Origin of the sequence: Pseudochelatococcus lubricantis (assembly GCF_042432495.1) — a bacterium.
GTDB classification, from domain to species: domain Bacteria; phylum Pseudomonadota; class Alphaproteobacteria; order Rhizobiales; family Beijerinckiaceae; genus Pseudochelatococcus; species Pseudochelatococcus lubricantis.
Map to the genome: position 1 here is coordinate 162855 of NZ_JBHLXC010000002.1, position 17003 is coordinate 179857.

General features: G+C 67.1%; 15 protein-coding genes. 7 read left to right on the plus strand and 8 right to left on the minus strand.

The features are described from left to right. The first annotated feature begins 1 nt into the window (after position 1). Positions 2 to 1174: a succinyl-diaminopimelate desuccinylase gene (gene dapE / locus ACFFJ7_RS03640; RefSeq protein WP_377590787.1), complete on the plus strand. Its 1173-nt coding sequence runs from the start codon at positions 2 to 4 to the stop codon at positions 1172 to 1174. A gap of 115 nt (positions 1175 to 1289) precedes the next feature. Here dapE and truA read toward each other — a convergent pair whose 3' ends face one another. Then, positions 1290 to 2036: a tRNA pseudouridine(38-40) synthase TruA gene (gene truA, locus ACFFJ7_RS03645; RefSeq protein WP_377590788.1), complete on the minus strand. Its 747-nt coding sequence runs from the start codon at positions 2034 to 2036 to the stop codon at positions 1290 to 1292. After that, positions 2037 to 2996, minus strand: coding sequence for a methionyl-tRNA formyltransferase (fmt, locus tag ACFFJ7_RS03650; protein WP_377590789.1), 960 nt, complete (start codon positions 2994 to 2996; stop codon positions 2037 to 2039). Between the two features lie 256 nt (positions 2997 to 3252). Between fmt and ACFFJ7_RS03655 the strand changes: the two genes are divergently transcribed. Beyond that, positions 3253 to 5994 (plus strand): HAD-IC family P-type ATPase, encoded by a 2742-nt coding sequence (locus ACFFJ7_RS03655; RefSeq protein WP_377590790.1) that lies wholly within the window; start codon positions 3253 to 3255, stop codon positions 5992 to 5994. Positions 5995 to 6013: 19 nt separating this feature from the next. Here ACFFJ7_RS03655 and ACFFJ7_RS03660 read toward each other — a convergent pair whose 3' ends face one another. Then, positions 6014 to 7108 carry a helix-turn-helix transcriptional regulator gene (locus ACFFJ7_RS03660; RefSeq protein ID WP_377590791.1) on the minus strand — a complete coding sequence of 365 codons (1095 nt, stop codon included), beginning with the start codon at positions 7106 to 7108 and terminating at the stop codon, positions 6014 to 6016. A gap of 622 nt (positions 7109 to 7730) precedes the next feature. Between ACFFJ7_RS03660 and ACFFJ7_RS03665 the strand changes: the two genes are divergently transcribed. Continuing rightward, on the plus strand, positions 7731 to 8636 hold the full coding sequence (locus tag ACFFJ7_RS03665; RefSeq protein ID WP_377590792.1) for an MBL fold metallo-hydrolase: 906 nt from the start codon (positions 7731 to 7733) through the stop codon (positions 8634 to 8636). Between the two features lie 22 nt (positions 8637 to 8658). Here ACFFJ7_RS03665 and ACFFJ7_RS03670 read toward each other — a convergent pair whose 3' ends face one another. Beyond that, positions 8659 to 9492: a DUF1499 domain-containing protein gene (locus ACFFJ7_RS03670; protein ID WP_377590793.1), complete on the minus strand. Its 834-nt coding sequence runs from the start codon at positions 9490 to 9492 to the stop codon at positions 8659 to 8661. Between the two features lie 270 nt (positions 9493 to 9762). Here ACFFJ7_RS03670 and ACFFJ7_RS03675 point away from each other — a divergent pair, with 270 nt between their 5' ends. After that, positions 9763 to 9990, plus strand: a complete 228-nt coding sequence (locus ACFFJ7_RS03675) for a hypothetical protein (protein ID WP_166954556.1) — start codon at positions 9763 to 9765, stop codon at positions 9988 to 9990. Between the two features lie 53 nt (positions 9991 to 10043). Here the strand turns inward: ACFFJ7_RS03675 and ACFFJ7_RS03680 are convergent, their stop codons facing one another. Further along, positions 10044 to 10658: a L,D-transpeptidase gene (locus ACFFJ7_RS03680; RefSeq protein WP_208394282.1), complete on the minus strand. Its 615-nt coding sequence runs from the start codon at positions 10656 to 10658 to the stop codon at positions 10044 to 10046. 813 nt (positions 10659 to 11471) lie between these two features. Between ACFFJ7_RS03680 and ACFFJ7_RS03685 the strand changes: the two genes are divergently transcribed. After that, a complete protein-coding gene (locus ACFFJ7_RS03685) occupies positions 11472 to 12401 on the plus strand; it encodes a histone deacetylase family protein (RefSeq protein WP_166954552.1) in 930 nt (309 codons plus the stop codon). Positions 12402 to 12437: 36 nt separating this feature from the next. Here the strand turns inward: ACFFJ7_RS03685 and ribB are convergent, their stop codons facing one another. The 3 genes from ribB to acpS form a co-directional block, all read right to left on the minus strand. Further along, positions 12438 to 13721 carry a 3,4-dihydroxy-2-butanone-4-phosphate synthase gene (ribB, locus tag ACFFJ7_RS03690; RefSeq protein ID WP_377590794.1) on the minus strand — a complete coding sequence of 428 codons (1284 nt, stop codon included), beginning with the start codon at positions 13719 to 13721 and terminating at the stop codon, positions 12438 to 12440. Between the two features lie 79 nt (positions 13722 to 13800). Next, complete coding sequence (aroC, locus tag ACFFJ7_RS03695; protein WP_377590795.1) at positions 13801 to 14919, minus strand: chorismate synthase; 1119 nt, start codon at positions 14917 to 14919, stop codon at positions 13801 to 13803. Positions 14920 to 15462: 543 nt separating this feature from the next. Further along, positions 15463 to 15861: a holo-ACP synthase gene (gene acpS / locus ACFFJ7_RS03700; protein WP_166954546.1), complete on the minus strand. Its 399-nt coding sequence runs from the start codon at positions 15859 to 15861 to the stop codon at positions 15463 to 15465. Between the two features lie 295 nt (positions 15862 to 16156). Between acpS and rpsF the strand changes: the two genes are divergently transcribed. Both rpsF and rpsR read left to right on the plus strand, forming a co-directional pair. Continuing rightward, the gene (gene rpsF, locus ACFFJ7_RS03705; protein ID WP_377590796.1) at positions 16157 to 16621 is read left to right on the plus strand and encodes a 30S ribosomal protein S6; all 465 of its coding nucleotides are present in this window, start codon (positions 16157 to 16159) and stop codon (positions 16619 to 16621) included. Positions 16622 to 16623: 2 nt separating this feature from the next. Further along, entirely contained in the window at positions 16624 to 16866 is a 243-nt protein-coding gene (gene rpsR, locus ACFFJ7_RS03710) for a 30S ribosomal protein S18 (RefSeq protein ID WP_166954542.1), read from the plus strand. Positions 16867 to 17003 lie beyond the last annotated feature (137 nt).

Sequence of the window (17003 nt, forward strand, 5' to 3'; positions counted from 1 at the left end):
GATGTCCGACGCCGCGATCCACCCCGCCGTCCTGCTCGCGCAGGATCTCATCCGCTGCCCCTCCGTCACGCCGGCGGAGGGCGGCGCGCTCACGCTGCTCGCCTCCCACCTCGCCGCCGCCGGTTTTTCCGTGGAGCGGGTGACCTTCTCCGCCCCCGGCACGCCGGACGTCGACAACCTTTACGCCCGCTACGGCACGGGCGCGCCGCTGCTCGTCTTCGCCGGGCATACGGATGTGGTGCCGACGGGCGATGTTGCGCGCTGGCGGCACGATCCCTTCGCGGGCGAGATCGTGGACGGGCGCCTCTACGGGCGCGGCGCGTGCGACATGAAGGGCGGCGTCGCGGCGATGGTGACGGCAGCGACCGATTTCATCGCCGCCCATCCGTCATTCGGCGGCTCCATCGCCTTCCTGCTGACGGGGGACGAGGAAGGCCCGGCCGTCAACGGCACGGTGAAGCTGCTGGAATGGGCGAAGGCGCGCGGCGAGCAGTTTTCGCACTGCATCCTGGGCGAGCCAACCAATCCCGCGAGCCTCGGCGACATGATCAAGATCGGCCGGCGCGGCTCTCTCACCGGGCGGCTGACCGTGACGGGGCGGCAAGGCCATGTCGGCTATCCGCACCTTGCCCTGAATCCGCTGCCAACGCTGCTGCGCGCGCTAGAAGCCCTCACCGGGCCGGCGCTTGACGATGGCACCGCGCATTTCGATCCGTCCAATCTGGAAGTCACGACCGTCGACGTCGGCAACCCGGCCACCAACCTCATCCCCGGCGAGGCGAAGGCGGTGTTCAATGTCCGCTTCAATGACCGCTGGACGCTGGACAGCCTGAAGGCCGAGATCGAAGGGCGCCTCGCCCGCGCGCGGCGCGAGGGCGACGCCGAGGTAAGCCTCACCTTCGATTACAGCAACGCGGTCGCCTTCCTCACCAACCCCGGCCCGTTCGTCGACATCGTGAGTGCCGCCGTCGAAGCGGTGACGGGCCGCAGGCCGGCGCTTTCCACGACGGGCGGCACCTCCGACGCGCGCTTCATCCAGGCTTGTTGCCCCGTGGTGGAGTTTGGCCCCGTTGGCGGCACCATGCATCAGGTGGACGAGTTCGTGGCGGTCGACGATCTGGCCAGCCTCACCGCCATCTACCGCGGTGCGCTGGAGCGCTATTTCGGACCTTAGAATCTGTCCTGTTTAAGTTGAAACAGGACAGATTCTCGCTTCCTTATTTTGAGCGAATTCTGATCGTTCAGATGATTTCATCTGAACGGAACACACTCTAGCCGCCCCCTGGCCCTCACGGATAATCCACGCCGATCAGATAAAGCCCGCACGCCGGCGCCATCGTGCCACAGCGGGCGCGCTGGCGGGCTTCGAGCGCGTCGGTCACGTCGTCCGGCGTCCATTTTCCCGCGCCCACGAGTTCGAGCGTGCCCGCCATCGAGCGCACCTGATGGTGCAGGAATGAACGGGCGGCGGCGAAGATGCGGATCTCGTCGCCCGTGCGTTCCACATCGAGCCGCTCCAGCGTGCGGAGAGGGCTCGCTGCCTGACAATCGGCTGCGCGGAATGTCGTGAAATCGTGTTTTCCCACAAGGCGTTGCGCCGCCTCATGCATGGCCGGCGCGTCGAGCTGCCGCGGCACGTGCCAGACGCGGTTGCGCTCCAAAGCCGGCTGGGGGCGGCGGTTCAGGATGCGGTAGAGGTAGTGACGCCGGATGGCGGAATGACGCGCGTCGAACGCCTCGTCGACGGCATCGGCGGCAACCACGGCCACCGTATCTCCTTGCAGCTTCAGATGCGCGTTGACGGCGTCCCGCAGCCGGTCGGCGCGCCAATCGCGCACCAGATCGACATGCACCACCTGATGCGTGGCATGCACGCCCGCGTCCGTGCGCCCGGCGCATTGCACGCGCATACGCTCATTCGTGCAGGCGGCGATCGCCTCCTCCACCGCCTGCTGAACCGCCCGCCCGTTGTCCTGCCATTGCCAACCGACATAGGGCGTGCCGTCATATTCCACGATCAGCCTGTAACGCGGCATTCAGTCGGGCTTTCCGTCATCCGCCGATGCGGAGAGGACAGCGCCCTTGCGCAGGGAAACGCCGTTGAGGAAATCGGCCGCCGTAACGACGCCCTTGCCCGCACGCTGCACCTGCAACAGGCGCACGGCGCCCTCGCCGCAGGCGACGGTCAATTCGTCATCCAACAAGGTGCCGGGCTCGCCCGCCCCCCCGGCGACGGCGGTGCGCAGCACCTTGAGCCGCTCCGCGCCGCGCCCGAGATCGGCGAGCACGAACGCGCCGGGGAAAGGCGAGAGGCCGCGCACGTGGTCGTGCACCTTCTTCGCCGGCCAGGACCAGTCGATACGCGCTTCCTCGTTGGTGATCTTGCTGGCGTAGGCCACGCCCTCCTCCGGCTGCGGCACAAAGCCGAGCGCGCCGCGCGACAGGGCGGCAAGCGCGCGCGCCATGAGGTCCGCGCCAAGGCGGGACAGACGATCGTGCAGTTCGCCCGCCGTCTCGTCCGGGCCGATGGCGACGCGCTCCAGCATGCCGACAGGGCCGGTGTCGAGGCCAGCCTCCATCTTCATCACCGCGACGCCCGTCTCCGCATCGCCCGCCATCACCGCCCGCTGGATGGGCGCCGCCCCGCGCCAGCGCGGCAGCAGCGAGGCGTGCAGGTTGAGGCAGCCTATCGCGGGCGCATCGAGCACCTCCTGCGGCAGGATCATGCCGTAGGCCACCACGACCGCCACGTCTGCCTCCAGCGACCGGAAGGTCTCGACGGCCTCCGGATCGCGCAGTGTGCGCGGCGTGAACACGGGAAAGCCGAACCTGTCCGCCATGGCGTGCACCGGCGAGGGCTGCTCGGCAAGGCCCCGGCCGCGCTTCGCCGGCGCGCGCGTATAGACGGCGACGACCTCGTGCCCCTGCCCGACGATCTCGGCGAGTGTGGGAACGGCGAAATCCGGCGTGCCCATGAAAACGATACGTAGCGACATTTTGTCCCGGTCCGGGCGCGACAGCGCGCGCATTGAAAAGCACCCTGAACGCGGCAAGGCGCGTCAGGCATGCCGCCCGACGCTAATAGAGTATTCCGGCGCCCGAGGGCAACCGCCATCGTCAGCCGCCTTGCGCCGCTTTGTCATCTCCCGTTCATCCGCCTGCGGCGACGTTGCGATATCCTGGCATGAACATTGCGGCCTAAGCGATACACGTTAGCCTTCCGCCGCTCCCCATCGATGCCGACGAGGTTTCATGAACGCCATACCGCCAGCAGCCCCCGCCGATCCCGCGCCCCAGTGGCACGCCCTGCCGGCCGAGGCGGTCCGCAGGGAACTGGAGGTCGGCGAGGACGGCCTCGACGACGCGCAGGTTCGCCGCCGGCGCGGCATCCACGGCTTCAACCGGCTGCCGAAGCCGCCGCGCCGCAACCCCATCCTGCGCTTTCTGGCCCAGTTCGACAACGTGCTGATCTACGTCCTGCTGGCGGGGGCGGTCGCGGCCCTCGTGCTCGGCCATATGATCGACGCGGCGGTGATTCTGGCGGTGGTGGTGGTCAACGCTGTCGTGGGCTTCGTGCAGGAGGGCAAGGCGGAGGCGGCGCTCGGCGCCATCCGGGACATGATCTCGCCCCGCGCCAACGTCATCCGCGGCGGCGCGCGCACCAGCGTCCCGGCGGATGAACTCGTGCCGGGCGACATCGTGCTGCTGGAGGCAGGCGACCGGGTGCCAGCCGACCTGCGCCTGACGCACGCGCGCAACCTGCTGATCGACGAAGCGATCCTGACGGGCGAATCGATCGCCGCCGAAAAGCACAACGTACCCGCCGCCCCCGACGCGCCGCTGGGCGACCGCACCAGCCTCGCCTTCTCCGGCACCATGGTCGCCGCGGGACAGGGTACGGGCATCGTCGTGGCGACAGGCACCGCCACCGAGATCGGCCACATCTCGACGCTGCTCGCCAATGTCGAGCCGATGTCGACCCCCCTGCTGCGCCAGATCAACGAATTCGCGCGACGTTTCACGCTGCTGGCGCTGGCCTGCGGCGTGGTGCTGTTCTTCTTCGCCGTCCATGCTCGCAGCTTCGGCTGGGCCGATGCGCTCATTGCCGTGGTGGCGCTGGCCGTGGGTGTGGTGCCGGAAGGGCTGCCGGCCGTGATCACCATCACGCTCGCCATCGGCGTGCGGCGCATGGCCGCGCGCAACGCCGTGATCCGCCGTCTGCCAGCCGTCGAGACGCTCGGCGCGACCTCCGTCATCTGTTCCGACAAGACCGGCACGCTGACCCGCAACGAGATGACGGTGCGCAGCATCATCACTGCCGAAGACTTTCTGCGCGTCGCGGGCGCGGGCTATGCGCCGGAGGGCGGCATCGCCACGCTCCACGGCGAGGCCGTGCACCCTGCCGCGACAGACCCTGTCGGGCGGCTCCTGCTCGCCGGGGCGCTGTGCAACGACGCGCAACTCCACTGGCGCGACGGCCGCTGGATCGTCGACGGCGACCCGATGGAGGGCGCGCTGCTGACGCTCGCCCGCAAGGCCGACCTAGACCCTTCGCAGGAGCGCGGGACGTGGGAGCGCCTGGACGAGATCCCGTTCGATTCCGGCCACCGCTTCATGGCCACACTGCACCACGCCCCCGGCGGGGGAGGCATCATCTTCATAAAGGGCGCACCCGAGCGGCTGATCGAGGTGTGCACCAGCCAGATGGCCGGCGACGGAACCGGGCACGACGTCCACGCGGCCATGGACGCTGACTACTGGCATGAGGAAATCGCCAAGGCAGCGGCGCATGGCGAGCGTGTGCTCGGCTTCGCCTTCCGCCCGCTGCCGAAGCTCGCCTCCCGCCTCACGTTCGATGACCTGCGCGACGGGCTGGTGTTCATCGGCCTCACCGGCTTCATCGACCCGCCGCGTGACGAGGCCGTCGCCGCCATCCGCGAGTGCCACACCGCCGGCATCGCGGTGAAGATGATCACGGGCGACCATGCCGCCACCGCCGCCGCGATCGCCCGGCAGCTCGGTCTCTCGCCGACCCCGGCCGTGGCGACCGGCGCGGATGTCGAGGCCCTGTCAGACGACGAACTGCCGGCGTTCGCCGCACGCACCGACGTTTTCGCGCGGACGAGCCCGCAGCACAAGCTGCGCATCGTCAAGGCCCTGCAGACGACGGGCGCCGTTGTCGCCATGACGGGCGACGGCGTCAACGACGCGCCCTCCCTGCGGCAGGCCGACGTCGGCATCGCCATGGGCCGCAAGGGCACAGAGGCCGCCAAGGAGGCGGCGCAGGTCGTGCTGCTCGACGACAACTTCGCCTCCATCGTCGCCGCCGTTTCGGAGGGACGCACGGTCTACGACAACATTCGCAAGATGATCGCCTGGACGCTGCCCACCAACGGCGGCGAACTCCTCGCCGTTGTCTTCGCCATCGCGGCCGGCCTCGCCATGCCGCTGACGCCGGCGCAGATCCTGTGGCTCAACCTCATCACGGCGGGCACGCTGGGACTTGCGCTGGCGTTCGAGCCGGCCGAGCCGGGCGTGATGGCGCGCAGGCCGCGCGATGCCCGTGCGGGACTGCTGTCGCCGTTCATGCTCTGGCGAGTGCTTCTGGTTTCCGTCCTGTTCCTGATCGCGCTGCTCGCCGTCTATTTCTACAGTCTGTCGCGCGGCGACGATCTCGCCCTGACACGCACCTTGTGCGTCAACGCGCTGGTCATCCTTGACACATTCTATCTGTTCAACGTGCGCTATCTCAACACCTCCTCCTTTACATTGCGGGGAGCGCTCGGCACCCGGGCGGTGCTCGCCGCCGTCGGCGCCGTGGCGCTGGGACAGTTCATCTTCACCTATGCGCCGTTCATGCAGGCGGCCTTCGACACGCGGCCCGTCACCTGGCAGGACGGCGGCCTGCTCGTTCTGCTGGGCATCGCCATCATGATCGTACTTGAAATCGAGAAATGGCTGCTGCGCCGCTTCAGACTTTTCGGCATGGAGTAACCGGGAGCGGAACGGGTCCCTATTCGGTGAAACGGCGGCCCTCCGGCATCGGGTGGCAGCGGACGGCGCGGCGGGGAGCGCGGCGCCTGAACAGCATTTCGCGCGGCAAGGGAACGGTTTCCCCCTCCTCATCGCGCCGCGCGCCGATTCGGCCCGCCGGTTCCGCCACCGGCCGCGCCGTGCCGCGATCCGGCGCGGCCCCCCGTTGTATCGGCGAAGGCGCCACGGAGCCGCGCGGCGAGTAGCCGAATTCGCGGCGGAAATTCCGGTAGAACGTCGATATGTCCTTGAAGCCGGAGTCGAAGGCAATCGACGTGACCTTCTTCGCGCCGGGGGCGCTCAACTGGCGGCGCGCCTCTTCCAGCCGGTGGCTCAGCACCGCGCCGTGCAGCGAAAGATCGGCCTCCGCGAAGGCATTATAGAGCTTGCGGACCGAAACCGCGCAATGGCGCGCAAGGCGGGCGGGCGTCAGGTCTGCGTCGCGCGCATGCTGGCGCAGATAGCGCTGCACGGCGGCGATGATGTCGCGGTCGTCCCTGTCTCCGTCCGCGGCCTGACCGGCCTCTCCCGTTGCCTGCCGCCCGGTCCTCTCGCAATTCTCCAGCACCTCGCCGATCAGGCCGGCCAGTTGCGCCGCAAGATGTGCCACATCCGCGCCGGGCGCCGGATCGCCGTGCGCCAGCGCCGCGAGAACGGAGCCACCGACCTGCCGCAGCGCCGTGCCCGCGTCAGCCTGGCTGGCGCCGTCATCTGCCGGCGCGGCAGCAGTGTGAGGCACGACCACCGGCTGCCGCATGCGAGCCGCGAGAGCGGACGTGCCCGTCAGGCTGATCCAGCCGATGGAACAGGGCGCATGCACGTCGCCCGCACGGATGGCGAAGTCGGTATCGGAGCTGACGATCGCCACGTCGAGAGGCGTCAGCTTGCCGCCGACCCGCAGCGTCATGCCGCCGGCGCGCCGGAACAGCAGGATCACGGCCGGTTCGCGCATGTCCCGCTCCCCGGCGACATGGCGTATCTGCTCGCCGCATGTCGCGGCAACAGCGGACAGTTGTGGCGTCAGCCCGATGTCCGCCCTGAACGAATGATCGTCCGGACTGGCGGTCGCAGACACTACCGATCCACATGCCTTGTTGAATTCCGCGGAATTGACGCACCGTATGGTTTCAATAGCGCTTGCATCAACCCCCGGGCCATCCGTTGTCAACAGTATACGATCACGTCTTCCGTCGATATACTTTTGTTTTACGTCGATGTCCATATTCGTCACTTTCTCAAGATTTCTAGTGAAACCAACATGACAGGCTCAGTGAACCAGTGTCCGTTGGTCGACATGAACGCCGCGGCACCCGATATTGATAATGACGGTGAAAAGCGCATAAATTGCGTCAACGACCGAAAAATTGCGAAATTTGTCGTTTGACCCGTCGTTTATATACACACCTTCACGCAATATGCAACTTTCAGTTGCGTTTTTGAAGGACATGGTTGTTATTCGTGACACATACGCGCAGACTCCGGCCGGCAATCCGGACGAGACCAAGAAGCCCTGACAAACCTCCGGACTGAGGATGCCGCGAGATTTTGTTTGGGGTTCTGAACGCCGGCAGCATGGCGGATCTGCCCGCGCCCGCCGGTTATGCTATGCTGCCGTGCAACAGGAGGCGCCGGATGGCCGAACCGGCGCCGCGAGGCGGGCCTCCCTCGGCGCGACCATCCCGACAAGTGAGCATCCCATGTCAGACATACCCTTCGAGCGAGACGACAGCGCTGTCGCGGGGCAGGTTTCGCGACCCGAGCCGCTCGTGCGCCGGGTGATCGCGCCGAACGCCAGCGCCTACACCTATACCGGTACCTGCACCTACATCGTCGGCGAGGGCGATGTCGCCATCATCGACCCCGGCCCCGACGATCCCGCCCATCTCGCCCGCCTGCTCGACACGGTGAAGGGCGAGCGGGTGTCGCGGATCGTCGTCACCCATACACACTTCGACCACACGGCGGGCCTTGCCGCTCTGCAGGCCGCGACGGGGGCCGAGGTGACGGGCTGCGCGCCGCACTTCGCCGCGCGCGCACCGGGCGAGGCCGAGGAGATCGAGGCCGCCGCCGACCTTGCCTACGCCCCCGACCGCGTGCTGGCCGACGGCGAGCGGCTCTCCGGCGAGGGCTGGACGCTCATCGCTGTCGCCACGCCCGGCCATACGGCCAACCACCTCGCCTTCGCGCTGGAGGAAACCGGCGCGCTGTTCTCCGGCGACCATGTGATGGCGTGGTCGACGACGCTGATCGCGCCGCCCGATGGCTCCATGGCCGCTTACATGGCCTCGCTGGAGAGCCTGCGCATGCGGGAGGATCGCATCTACTGGCCGGGCCACGGCGGGCCGGTGCGCGACCCGCGCCGCTACGTGCGCGCCCTCCTCCATCACCGCCGGCAGCGCGAGGCGGCGATTCTGGCGCGGATCGAGGCGGGAGACGGCCGCATCGGCGAGATCGTGGACAAGCTCTACACCGGCCTCGCACCGGAACTGCGCGACGGCGCGGCCCGTTCCGTCTTCGCGCACATCGAAAGCCTCATCGCCGAAGGGCAGGTGGAATCCGAAGGGCCGGCGCACCTCGGCGGGCGTTTCCTGCGGCGGCGGTAGCAGGCCGGCCGGGCCGGCACCCTCACCCCCGGGCGACGCCTTCTTCCGGGTCCACCCTTTCGAGAAAACGTTCGATGGGCTGCGGGCCGGTGCCCACGTCGAACAGTGGATAGCGCGGCACGGAGCGCACGTCGATGGTGGTGCCGTCGGCGTGAATGCGCAGCCGCACCGTCACGTCGACGGGCAGCTTCAGCACTCCCGTGTATAGCAGCGCGTCCAGATGACCCGTGCCGAAGCGCCCTCCCGGCGGGGCCGAATCGATGATTCGCCACCCCTCCGCCGCCGCCATCTGCTGCACGCGCGCGAAGACCACGTCGGCAGCCAGATCGCTGCTGCGGGGGGCGAAATCGGGATGCTGCCGCCGCTGCAACTGCCGCAGCACCGCCTTGTCCGGAAACGGCAGGGCGACGCCGGGCCAGGTCCCGCCGCCCGCCGGCATCGCGGCGCCGGGGACGTATCCGCCGCGCGCGTCCATGGCGGCCGTGGTGCGCGAGAAGGCTGGCGGGCGCGTCGTATCCGTCGACAGGTCGGCGTAATAGGGCATCAGCAGCAGGCGGACGGCCAGAAAACCGGGATAGGCAAGCACCACGGCGGCGATCAGCAGCGCGTGGATGGCTTCCCCGAGGCCCCGGCGGCCCTCGCGCCAGATCTGGACGAAGGCGGCGACCGCGAGCGCCGCCGCGGTGGCGGCCAGCAGCGCGGCCGCGCCGATGACGGCGAGCCCCGCGCCGAGGTCCACAAGCCCGAGCCGCAGCAGCACGACGCCGGCGGCCAGCACCGGCAGGCTGAACAGCCCGACGCGCCGGCCAGCGACAGCGGCGCGGCTGACGGGTTCTTCGACAACGAGACGTCGCATGTTCCACCGGCCTGAAGCGATCACCGGATCACGATATCCGGGCGCACCGGGTCAACATGTGCGCGACAGAACTTAATCATTCATTAGCAACACTCGCAAAGATTCCCGCCGGCACGGCGGGATGCCACGAGTTTGCCATGCACCGGTCAATACTCCGTCGCTATCATTCGTCATCGCTAGTGTGTCGGCGCGTTCCGCCAGCATCCTGCGGCAGCGTTCCGCCTAACCCCAACTCCGGCATCCCGGTTCCAGCATCGTTGTGTGAGTATCATGACCGCCAAGCAGTACCAACCCGACACGACCGCCATCCATGACACGGCCGCAGTTCAGGCGCAGCGCGCGGCCATCGAGCCGACCGGCAAGCGTCTGCCCCCGCCCTTCCGGGCGCTCGGCATCCCCGCCCTCGCGGCGGCGACCCGCCGCGCGCAGGGGAGCCGCGACACGGCAAAAGCCGCCCACGATCTGCCCGTCTTCCTGCGCCAGCCCCACTATAGCTGACGCAGCCACGAACCATCGGCGCCGGCAAGCGGCGCCGATACCGCCTTCATCCGTTACTTGACGACCACGCGGGCGCCAGGATCGACGCGGTTGTACAGATCGATCACGTCGATGTTACGCATGCGGATGCAGCCGGAGGACACCGCGCGTCCGATCTTCTCCGGCTCGTTGGTGCCGTGAATCCTGTACAGCGTATCGCGGCCCTGCGCGTCATAGAGATAGAGCGCCCGCGCGCCCAGCGGATTGAGCGGGCCGCCGCTCACCGGGTGGACATGGGGCCAGCGCTTGACCATCTCGGCAGGCGGATTCCAGTTCGGCCATTCGGCCTTGCGCCGGATCGTCGCCTCGCCCGTCCAGCCATATGCCTCGTCGCCGACGGCAACGCCGTAGCGCATCGCCTTCTTGTCCGGCAGCACGTAGTAAAGCAGCTTCTTCTTCTGGTCCACGACGATGGTGCCCGGCGCTTCGCCAGTGGGGTCGTCGATGAGATAACGCTCGAACTCCAGACCGACGTCCGCATTCGGCATCTGCGCCATCCATTCCGCGTCCCGCCCGGAAACGGAGGGATCGGGCGTGCTTTTGTAAGTGCAGCCCGCCAGCGCCAGACCGATGCCCGCCACCAGCATCAGCAGCACGCGCTTCCATTGCACAATCCTGGACCTCACCATTCGTTGTCCTTCCGCAAGCTCAAAACGGCCGGCACGGTTCCCCGTCCCTTCGCACCTTCACGGATCATAAGGCCCCGCGCCACGGAACGGTTCCATGGCGAGCGCCGGCATGAAAGTGCGATGGACGTCGAAGCGCCCGCCTCTTCCCCTCCAGATCGGCACGACTTCCGCTGAAGCGCCGCCCCGACCCATCCATGTGAACGGGCGCGACCTGTCCCGGAAAGTGGCATCCCGTTCCGGGATCGCGCCCCAGACAAAACACAGCGACCGGGCCAGACACACGCGAACCGGTTCCCCCGGCGATCCGTCCGGCGGCTGTGCAACAGCTCACCGCCGGAGTGCCTGATTCCGGGCTCAGCATGTATCAGATTCACCACGTCTATTGTGCTGTTTAACCATGTCGAAAATGGTTAACAGATTGACGGCAACAGCATGAATTCAGCGGACAATCCGGCGCTTCTCCGGCTATCCCGCCGCCCGGCCGCGCGTGCCGGCTAAAAAAGACGTGCCGCCGCCGGGAAAATGGTTATGCTCTAGAATACCAGACCGGGAAACGGATGCTGTCTCCTGGCTGGATTGGGTGAAAAAACAAAGAGATAGAGCGACGGCGCCACTGTAGTTTTCTCTCCGCCGCTCTCGCTCACGGTTCCGGAAAGCGGATACCGCCTTCCGGAAAATATGCTGTAAAAACAAAAGGATAGGACGGGATAACGATTCGTGGAAAATCACCCCGGCCTGAAAGAACAATGATGCGTCCGGGAATCAGCGCTTTGCCTGAATCCGGCCCGGACGCCGCAGGGCAGGAAACGTTCATTGAATACGCTGTATCTCTCCCACCCGGACTGTCTCGACCACCAGACGCAGCTTGGCCATCCCGAAAGGGCGGACCGGCTCGTGGTTGTCGAAAGGGCGCTGGAGCAGGAGGTTTTCTCCGGCCTGCTGCGCGAGGCCGCGCCGCGCGGGGACGAAACCCTGGCCCTGCTCGCCCATCCGGAAGACTATGTGCGCGACATCTACGAGGCGTTGCCGCGCGAGGACATCGTCAGCATCGCCGATGATACGGTTCTGTCGCCGGGATCGTGGAACGCGGCCATGCGCGCGCTCGGCGCCTGCCGGTACGCCGTCGACGAGGTCATGACGCGCAAGGTCGACAACGCTTTCTGCGCCATCCGTCCGCCCGGCCACCACGCCGAACGCGACAAGCCGATGGGCTTCTGCCTGTTCAACAACGCCGCCGTCGCGGCGCGCTACGCGATGAAGGAACACGGCATCGAGCGGGTGGCGATTCTGGACTGGGACGTGCATCACGGCAACGGCACGCAGGACATCTTCTGGGCCGACAAGAATGTGCTCTATGCATCGATCCATGAGATGCCGCTCTTCCCCGGCACCGGCGCCGAGAACGAACGCGGCGAGTACGAGAACATCGTCAACGTGCCGCTGCACGCCGGCGACGGCAGCCCCGTCTTCCGGGAGGCACTGGATATCGCAGTCCTGCCGCGCATCGATTCGTTTGCTCCGGACCTCATCATCATTTCGGCCGGCTTCGATGCCCACTGGCGCGATCCGCTCGCCAACATCAACCTGACGGAAGCGGATTTCGCGATCGCCACCCGCATGGTGCTCGACCTCGCGGACCGGCGCTGCGGCGGGCGGGTCGTATCGATTCTGGAAGGCGGATACGATCTCGTCGGCCTCTCGCGGTCAGTCGCGGCGCACGTCACCACCCTGATGCGGGGATGACGGCGCCGCTCGTGCCGCGGCCGCGCGGCGGAGACGTCACTTGTCCAGCGCGACGCTGCGGTCGATGGTGATGCCGAAGCCGGACAACCCGACGTAGCCGCGTTGCGTCGAGGTGACGTTGTCGATGGAGGTGACGCCGAGGTCTCGCAGGATCTGCGCGCCGAGGCCCACTTCGTGCCATTGCTGCGCGCGCTGCGCCTCCGTTCCCTCCAGCACGTCCGGCCGCTTCACCGGCACGCCGGCGGTGCCGTCGCGCAGGTAGACGAGCACGCCCCTTCCCTGCTGGCGGAAATAGTCCAGCGCCCGGTGCAGCAGCTTGCCGCCGAAAATGTCGCCGATGACGTCCGCCCGGTGCAGCCGCGCGGGCACGCCGCGCCCGTCGCCAATGCCGCCGTAGACAAAGGCGAAGTGCTGCACGTCGTCGAAAGGCGTGATGTAGGCATAGCCGGTCATCTCGCCGATATCCGTCTGCACGGAGAAGGTACTGACACGCTCAACCAGCTTCTCCCGCGCCTGGCGAAAGGCGATGAGATCGGCGACGGAGATGCGCTTCAGGTTGTGTTCGCGGGCAAAGGCCTCGATCTGCGCGCCCTTCATCACCGTGCCGTCGTCGTTGGCGAGTTCGCAGATCGTGCCGACAGGCGGCAGGCCGGCGAGGCGGCACAGGTCCACCGCCGCCTCGGTATGGCCGGAGCGCATCAGCACGCCGCCGTCGCGGGCGATGAGCGGAAAGACATGCCCCGGACGGACGAAATCGTTCGGCCCCATGTTGTTGTTGGCGAGCGCGCGCACGGTGTTGGAGCGCTGCTCGGCGGAAATGCCGGTGGTAAGCCCGTGACGCGCGTCCACGGAGACGGTGAACGCGGTGCCGAGCGGCGCGTCGTTGGAGGCCACCATGGGCTCCAGCCGCAGCCGGCGCGCTTCCTCCAGCGACAGCGGGGCGCAGACGATGCCGCAAGTGTGGCGGATGATGAAGGCCATCTTCTCCGGCGTACACAGGGAGGCGGCGCAGATCAGATCGCCTTCGTTTTCGCGATCGTCGTCATCGGTGACAACGACAATGTCGCCACGCGCAAAGGCCTCAATGGCTTCTGTAACCGACTGGGTCATCATATTCTCCTGAGCGCCGTGGCTGCCGAGAAAGTCGTTCGGCGTCACGGCTCCGCGCGTCTCGCGCAGAACGAGTTCGGCCGTCTCGCGCGAGAGCCAGCCGGCCGGGTTGTTGCAAAGCTGCGTCACCGCGCCCGGCGTCACACCGATGCGCCGCGCGAACGCCACGCGCGTGATTCCGTTCCTGTCGAGCCAATCCGCAAGCTTCATAGGCAAACGCTAGAATACGTCTGATTTTAGTTCAACTAAAATCGACGCATATGCAACAGCCTGTGCGATTGAGCACAGATCAATGATCGGGGAACGGCCACTCGGGCGACTCCCCGACCTGTCCGCGATGGCGCAGGTAATGGTCGGCAATGGCGCAGGCAACCATGGCCTCGCCCACCGGCACGGCGCGGATGCCGACGCAGGGATCGTGACGGCCCTTGGTCAGCACCTCGGCTTCCGCGCCGCTGCGATCGACGCTGCGGCGCGGTGTCAGAATGGACGACGTGGGCTTGACGGCGAAGCGGGCGACGATCGGCTGACCGGTGGAAATGCCGCCCAGGATACCGCCGGCGTGGTTGGCGAGAAAGCTCGGCCCGCCCTGGTTGCCGGGGCGCATCTCGTCGGCATTCTCCTCGCCGGTCAGCGCCGCGGCGGCGAAACCCTCGCCGATCTCGACGCCCTTCACCGCATTGATGCTCATCAGCAGCGCGGCGATATCGGCATCGAGCTTGCCGTAGAGCGGCGCGCCGAGGCCCACGGGCACACCCTCGGCCACGATCTCGATCACCGCGCCCACGGACGAGCCGCTCTTGCGGATGCCGTCGAGATAATTGCCGAACACTTCCGCCGCCACCGCGTCCGGCGTGAAGAAGGGGTTGCGGGCAACCTCGTCCCAGTCCCAGCGCTCGCGGTCGATGACGTGGGGGCCGATCTGCACGAGCGCGCCGCGCACCGAGAGCCCCGGCACGACCTTGCGGGCGATGGCGCCCGCCGCCACCCGCATCGCCGTCTCGCGCGCCGAGGAGCGCCCGCCGCCCCGATAGTCGCGGATGCCGTACTTGGCATCGTAGACATAGTCCGCGTGGCCGGGCCGGTAGGTGTTGCGGATGTCGCCGTAATCCTTGGAGCGCTGGTCGACGTTGTCGATGATCAGGCCGACGGGGGTGCCCGTCGTTACCTGCCCGCCGGTCCGCGGATCCGTGAAGACACCGGAAACGATTCGCACCTGGTCCGGCTCCTGCCGCTGGGTGGTGTAGCGCGACTGGCCGGGACGGCGGCGGTCAAGCTCGGCCTGGATATCGGCTTCCGTCAGCGGAATGCGGGGCGGCACGCCGTCGACCACCGCGCCGATCAGCGGCCCATGGCTCTCGCCGAAGGTAGTGACCCGAAACAGGTGGCCGAAGGTGTTGTGCGACATGTTCGTTCATCCACAGCGTCAAAAAAATACGGATTGTTTCCTGATAAACGATGCCGCGCCCCGTTGATAGAGCGCCGGGGGCGGAGACGGCCGCCGAGGCCCGCCGGACGGCGGATATCCGCCATGGATGCATCAGGGAAATTGCCTAAAAAGTAAGCAGTATTTGCCCGCCGCAGGCTTCCGCAGACCCCTTCTGATGCGGGGGTGCACAATGGGCGGCATGCCTCTGACGCATAATGCATCAATCCTGCCAATTGCATCCACGCAGCGTCGGCGCCCTGCAGGGCAACGATTCAGGCATTAAGAAGGCGAAATTCATGCCCTGCCGGACTCCGACTTCCCTGCCCGTGCAATTGAGAAATGCAAAATTTGCATAGACAACCTCTTGCTATATTTTCCAATCCGGGTATTGTTGCATTGCGGTATGGCTCTGCCTGCCGCTGCCCTTCTTGGGCGTTTCCTCCCTAGACTTGGGCCGCATGTTTACATGTGGCCCTTTTTTCTTGTCAGGCCCCCTGTCCTTTGCCGGGCATCGGCGGCGGCTTACTCCGGCAGCGCTTCTATGATGACGAAGGCCTGCGCCAGCGGCGGATCGTCGGTGAGGGAAACGTGGACGACCGCCCGGTGACCGTCGGGCAGCAGCTCCGAGAGGCGCTCCGCCGCACCGCCTGTGAGCCGCATGGTCGGCTTGCCGCCCGGCAGGTTGACCACCTCCATGTCCCGCCAGAAAACCCCGCGCGCCATGCCGGTGCCCAGCGCCTTGGCGCAGGCTTCCTTCGCGGCGAAGCGGCGCGCATAGGAGGGCGCCCGCGCCGCCCGCCTGTCGGAACGCGCCCGTTCCCCTTCCGTGAAGACCCGATGCGTGAAACGCTCGCCGAAGCGTTCCAGCGTGCGGGTGATGCGGTCGATGTCGCACAGATCGGAGCCGATACCGATGATCATGCCTTGTCCTTTCTCCTGCCGCCTGCTTCCTTATATATGAAGCCTCGCGCGAGCGCTCCGCAGGCAGGGGCGGAAAATTGCCCGGGGCAGCTTGCTTTCCGCCCGCTTGTCGTGTATTGGGCCTGCTTCTCGTTGTCTCCGGCCGGGGGCTGAACGGACGGTGCCTTGCGGCATGAGGGTGCTCCCTTTTCGTCCCGTGTCTCCGCCTTCGACGCAACACCACTCGGGCCTTGGTGACGAGGCTCGAAGGGCTTGGCGCCGGAACGACGGTCGAAAACAGGATTGAAAGGCCACTATGTCTTTATACGAGCATATCTTTCTGGCGCGTCCGGACGTGACGTCGCAGCAGGTCGAGGCGCTTGTCGAGCAGTACAAGGGCATCATCGAGACGAACGGCGGCAAGGTCACCAAGATCGAGCCGTGGGGCATCAAGTCCCTCGCCTACCGCATCCGCAAGAACCGCAAGGCGCACTTCACGCTGCTCAACGTCGACGCCCCGTCCGCGGCGCTGGCCGAGGTCGAGCGCCTGCAGCGCATCAACGAGGACGTGCTGCGCTCGCTGACCATCCGTGTCGAGGAGCTTGAGGAAGGCCCGTCCGTCATGCTGCAGAAGCGCGACCGCGACGACCGCCGCGAGCGTGACGGCGGCGGCTTCGAGCGCGGCGGCGGCCGGTTCGACCGCGGCGATCGTGGTGACCGCGGCCCCCGCCGTGAGCGCCCGCGTGACGACTTTGAAGCTGAAGAATCGGAGGAGAACTGATCATGACGACCGCAGCGGCTCCCCGTCGCCCCTTCTTCCGCCGTCGCAAGACCTGCCCGTTCTCCGGCGCCAACGCTCCGAAGATCGACTACAAGGACACGCGCCTGCTGTCGCGCTACATCTCGGAGCGCGGCAAGATCGTTCCCTCGCGCATCACCGCCGTGTCGGCCAAGAAGCAGCGCGAACTCGCACAGGCGATCAAGCGCGCGCGCTTCCTTGGCCTGCTGCCCTACGTGATCGCGTAAGCGGCACCTGAACGAACCACGGGCCGCGCGGGCGAAACCGCGCGACCCGTCACGAGACGAAATGAACAAGTCGCCTTCCGTCGTGCAGCGCCGGAAGGTTTGTTGGGGCGGCAGACGCTTCTAACCCTGCAAAAGCA

What these genes read in the sequence shown, in the direction of transcription:
- ACFFJ7_RS03655 (WP_377590790.1), top strand. Translation starts at nt 3,253, where the DNA reads ATGAACGCCATACCGCCAGCAGCCCCCGCCGATCCCGCGCCCCAGTGG.
- ACFFJ7_RS03680 (WP_208394282.1), bottom strand. Translation starts at nt 10,658, where the DNA reads ATGGTGAGGTCCAGGATTGTGCAATGGAAGCGCGTGCTGCTGATGCTG.
- ACFFJ7_RS03670 (WP_377590793.1), bottom strand. Translation starts at nt 9,492, where the DNA reads ATGCGACGTCTCGTTGTCGAAGAACCCGTCAGCCGCGCCGCTGTCGCT.
- ACFFJ7_RS03675 (WP_166954556.1), top strand. Translation starts at nt 9,763, where the DNA reads ATGACCGCCAAGCAGTACCAACCCGACACGACCGCCATCCATGACACG.
- acpS (WP_166954546.1), bottom strand. Translation starts at nt 15,861, where the DNA reads ATGATCATCGGTATCGGCTCCGATCTGTGCGACATCGACCGCATCACC.
- dapE (WP_377590787.1), top strand. Translation starts at nt 2, where the DNA reads ATGTCCGACGCCGCGATCCACCCCGCCGTCCTGCTCGCGCAGGATCTC.
- rpsF (WP_377590796.1), top strand. Translation starts at nt 16,157, where the DNA reads ATGTCTTTATACGAGCATATCTTTCTGGCGCGTCCGGACGTGACGTCG.
- truA (WP_377590788.1), bottom strand. Translation starts at nt 2,036, where the DNA reads ATGCCGCGTTACAGGCTGATCGTGGAATATGACGGCACGCCCTATGTC.
- fmt (WP_377590789.1), bottom strand. Translation starts at nt 2,996, where the DNA reads ATGTCGCTACGTATCGTTTTCATGGGCACGCCGGATTTCGCCGTTCCC.
- rpsR (WP_166954542.1), top strand. Translation starts at nt 16,624, where the DNA reads ATGACGACCGCAGCGGCTCCCCGTCGCCCCTTCTTCCGCCGTCGCAAG.
- ribB (WP_377590794.1), bottom strand. Translation starts at nt 13,721, where the DNA reads ATGAAGCTTGCGGATTGGCTCGACAGGAACGGAATCACGCGCGTGGCG.
- aroC (WP_377590795.1), bottom strand. Translation starts at nt 14,919, where the DNA reads ATGTCGCACAACACCTTCGGCCACCTGTTTCGGGTCACTACCTTCGGC.
- ACFFJ7_RS03665 (WP_377590792.1), top strand. Translation starts at nt 7,731, where the DNA reads ATGTCAGACATACCCTTCGAGCGAGACGACAGCGCTGTCGCGGGGCAG.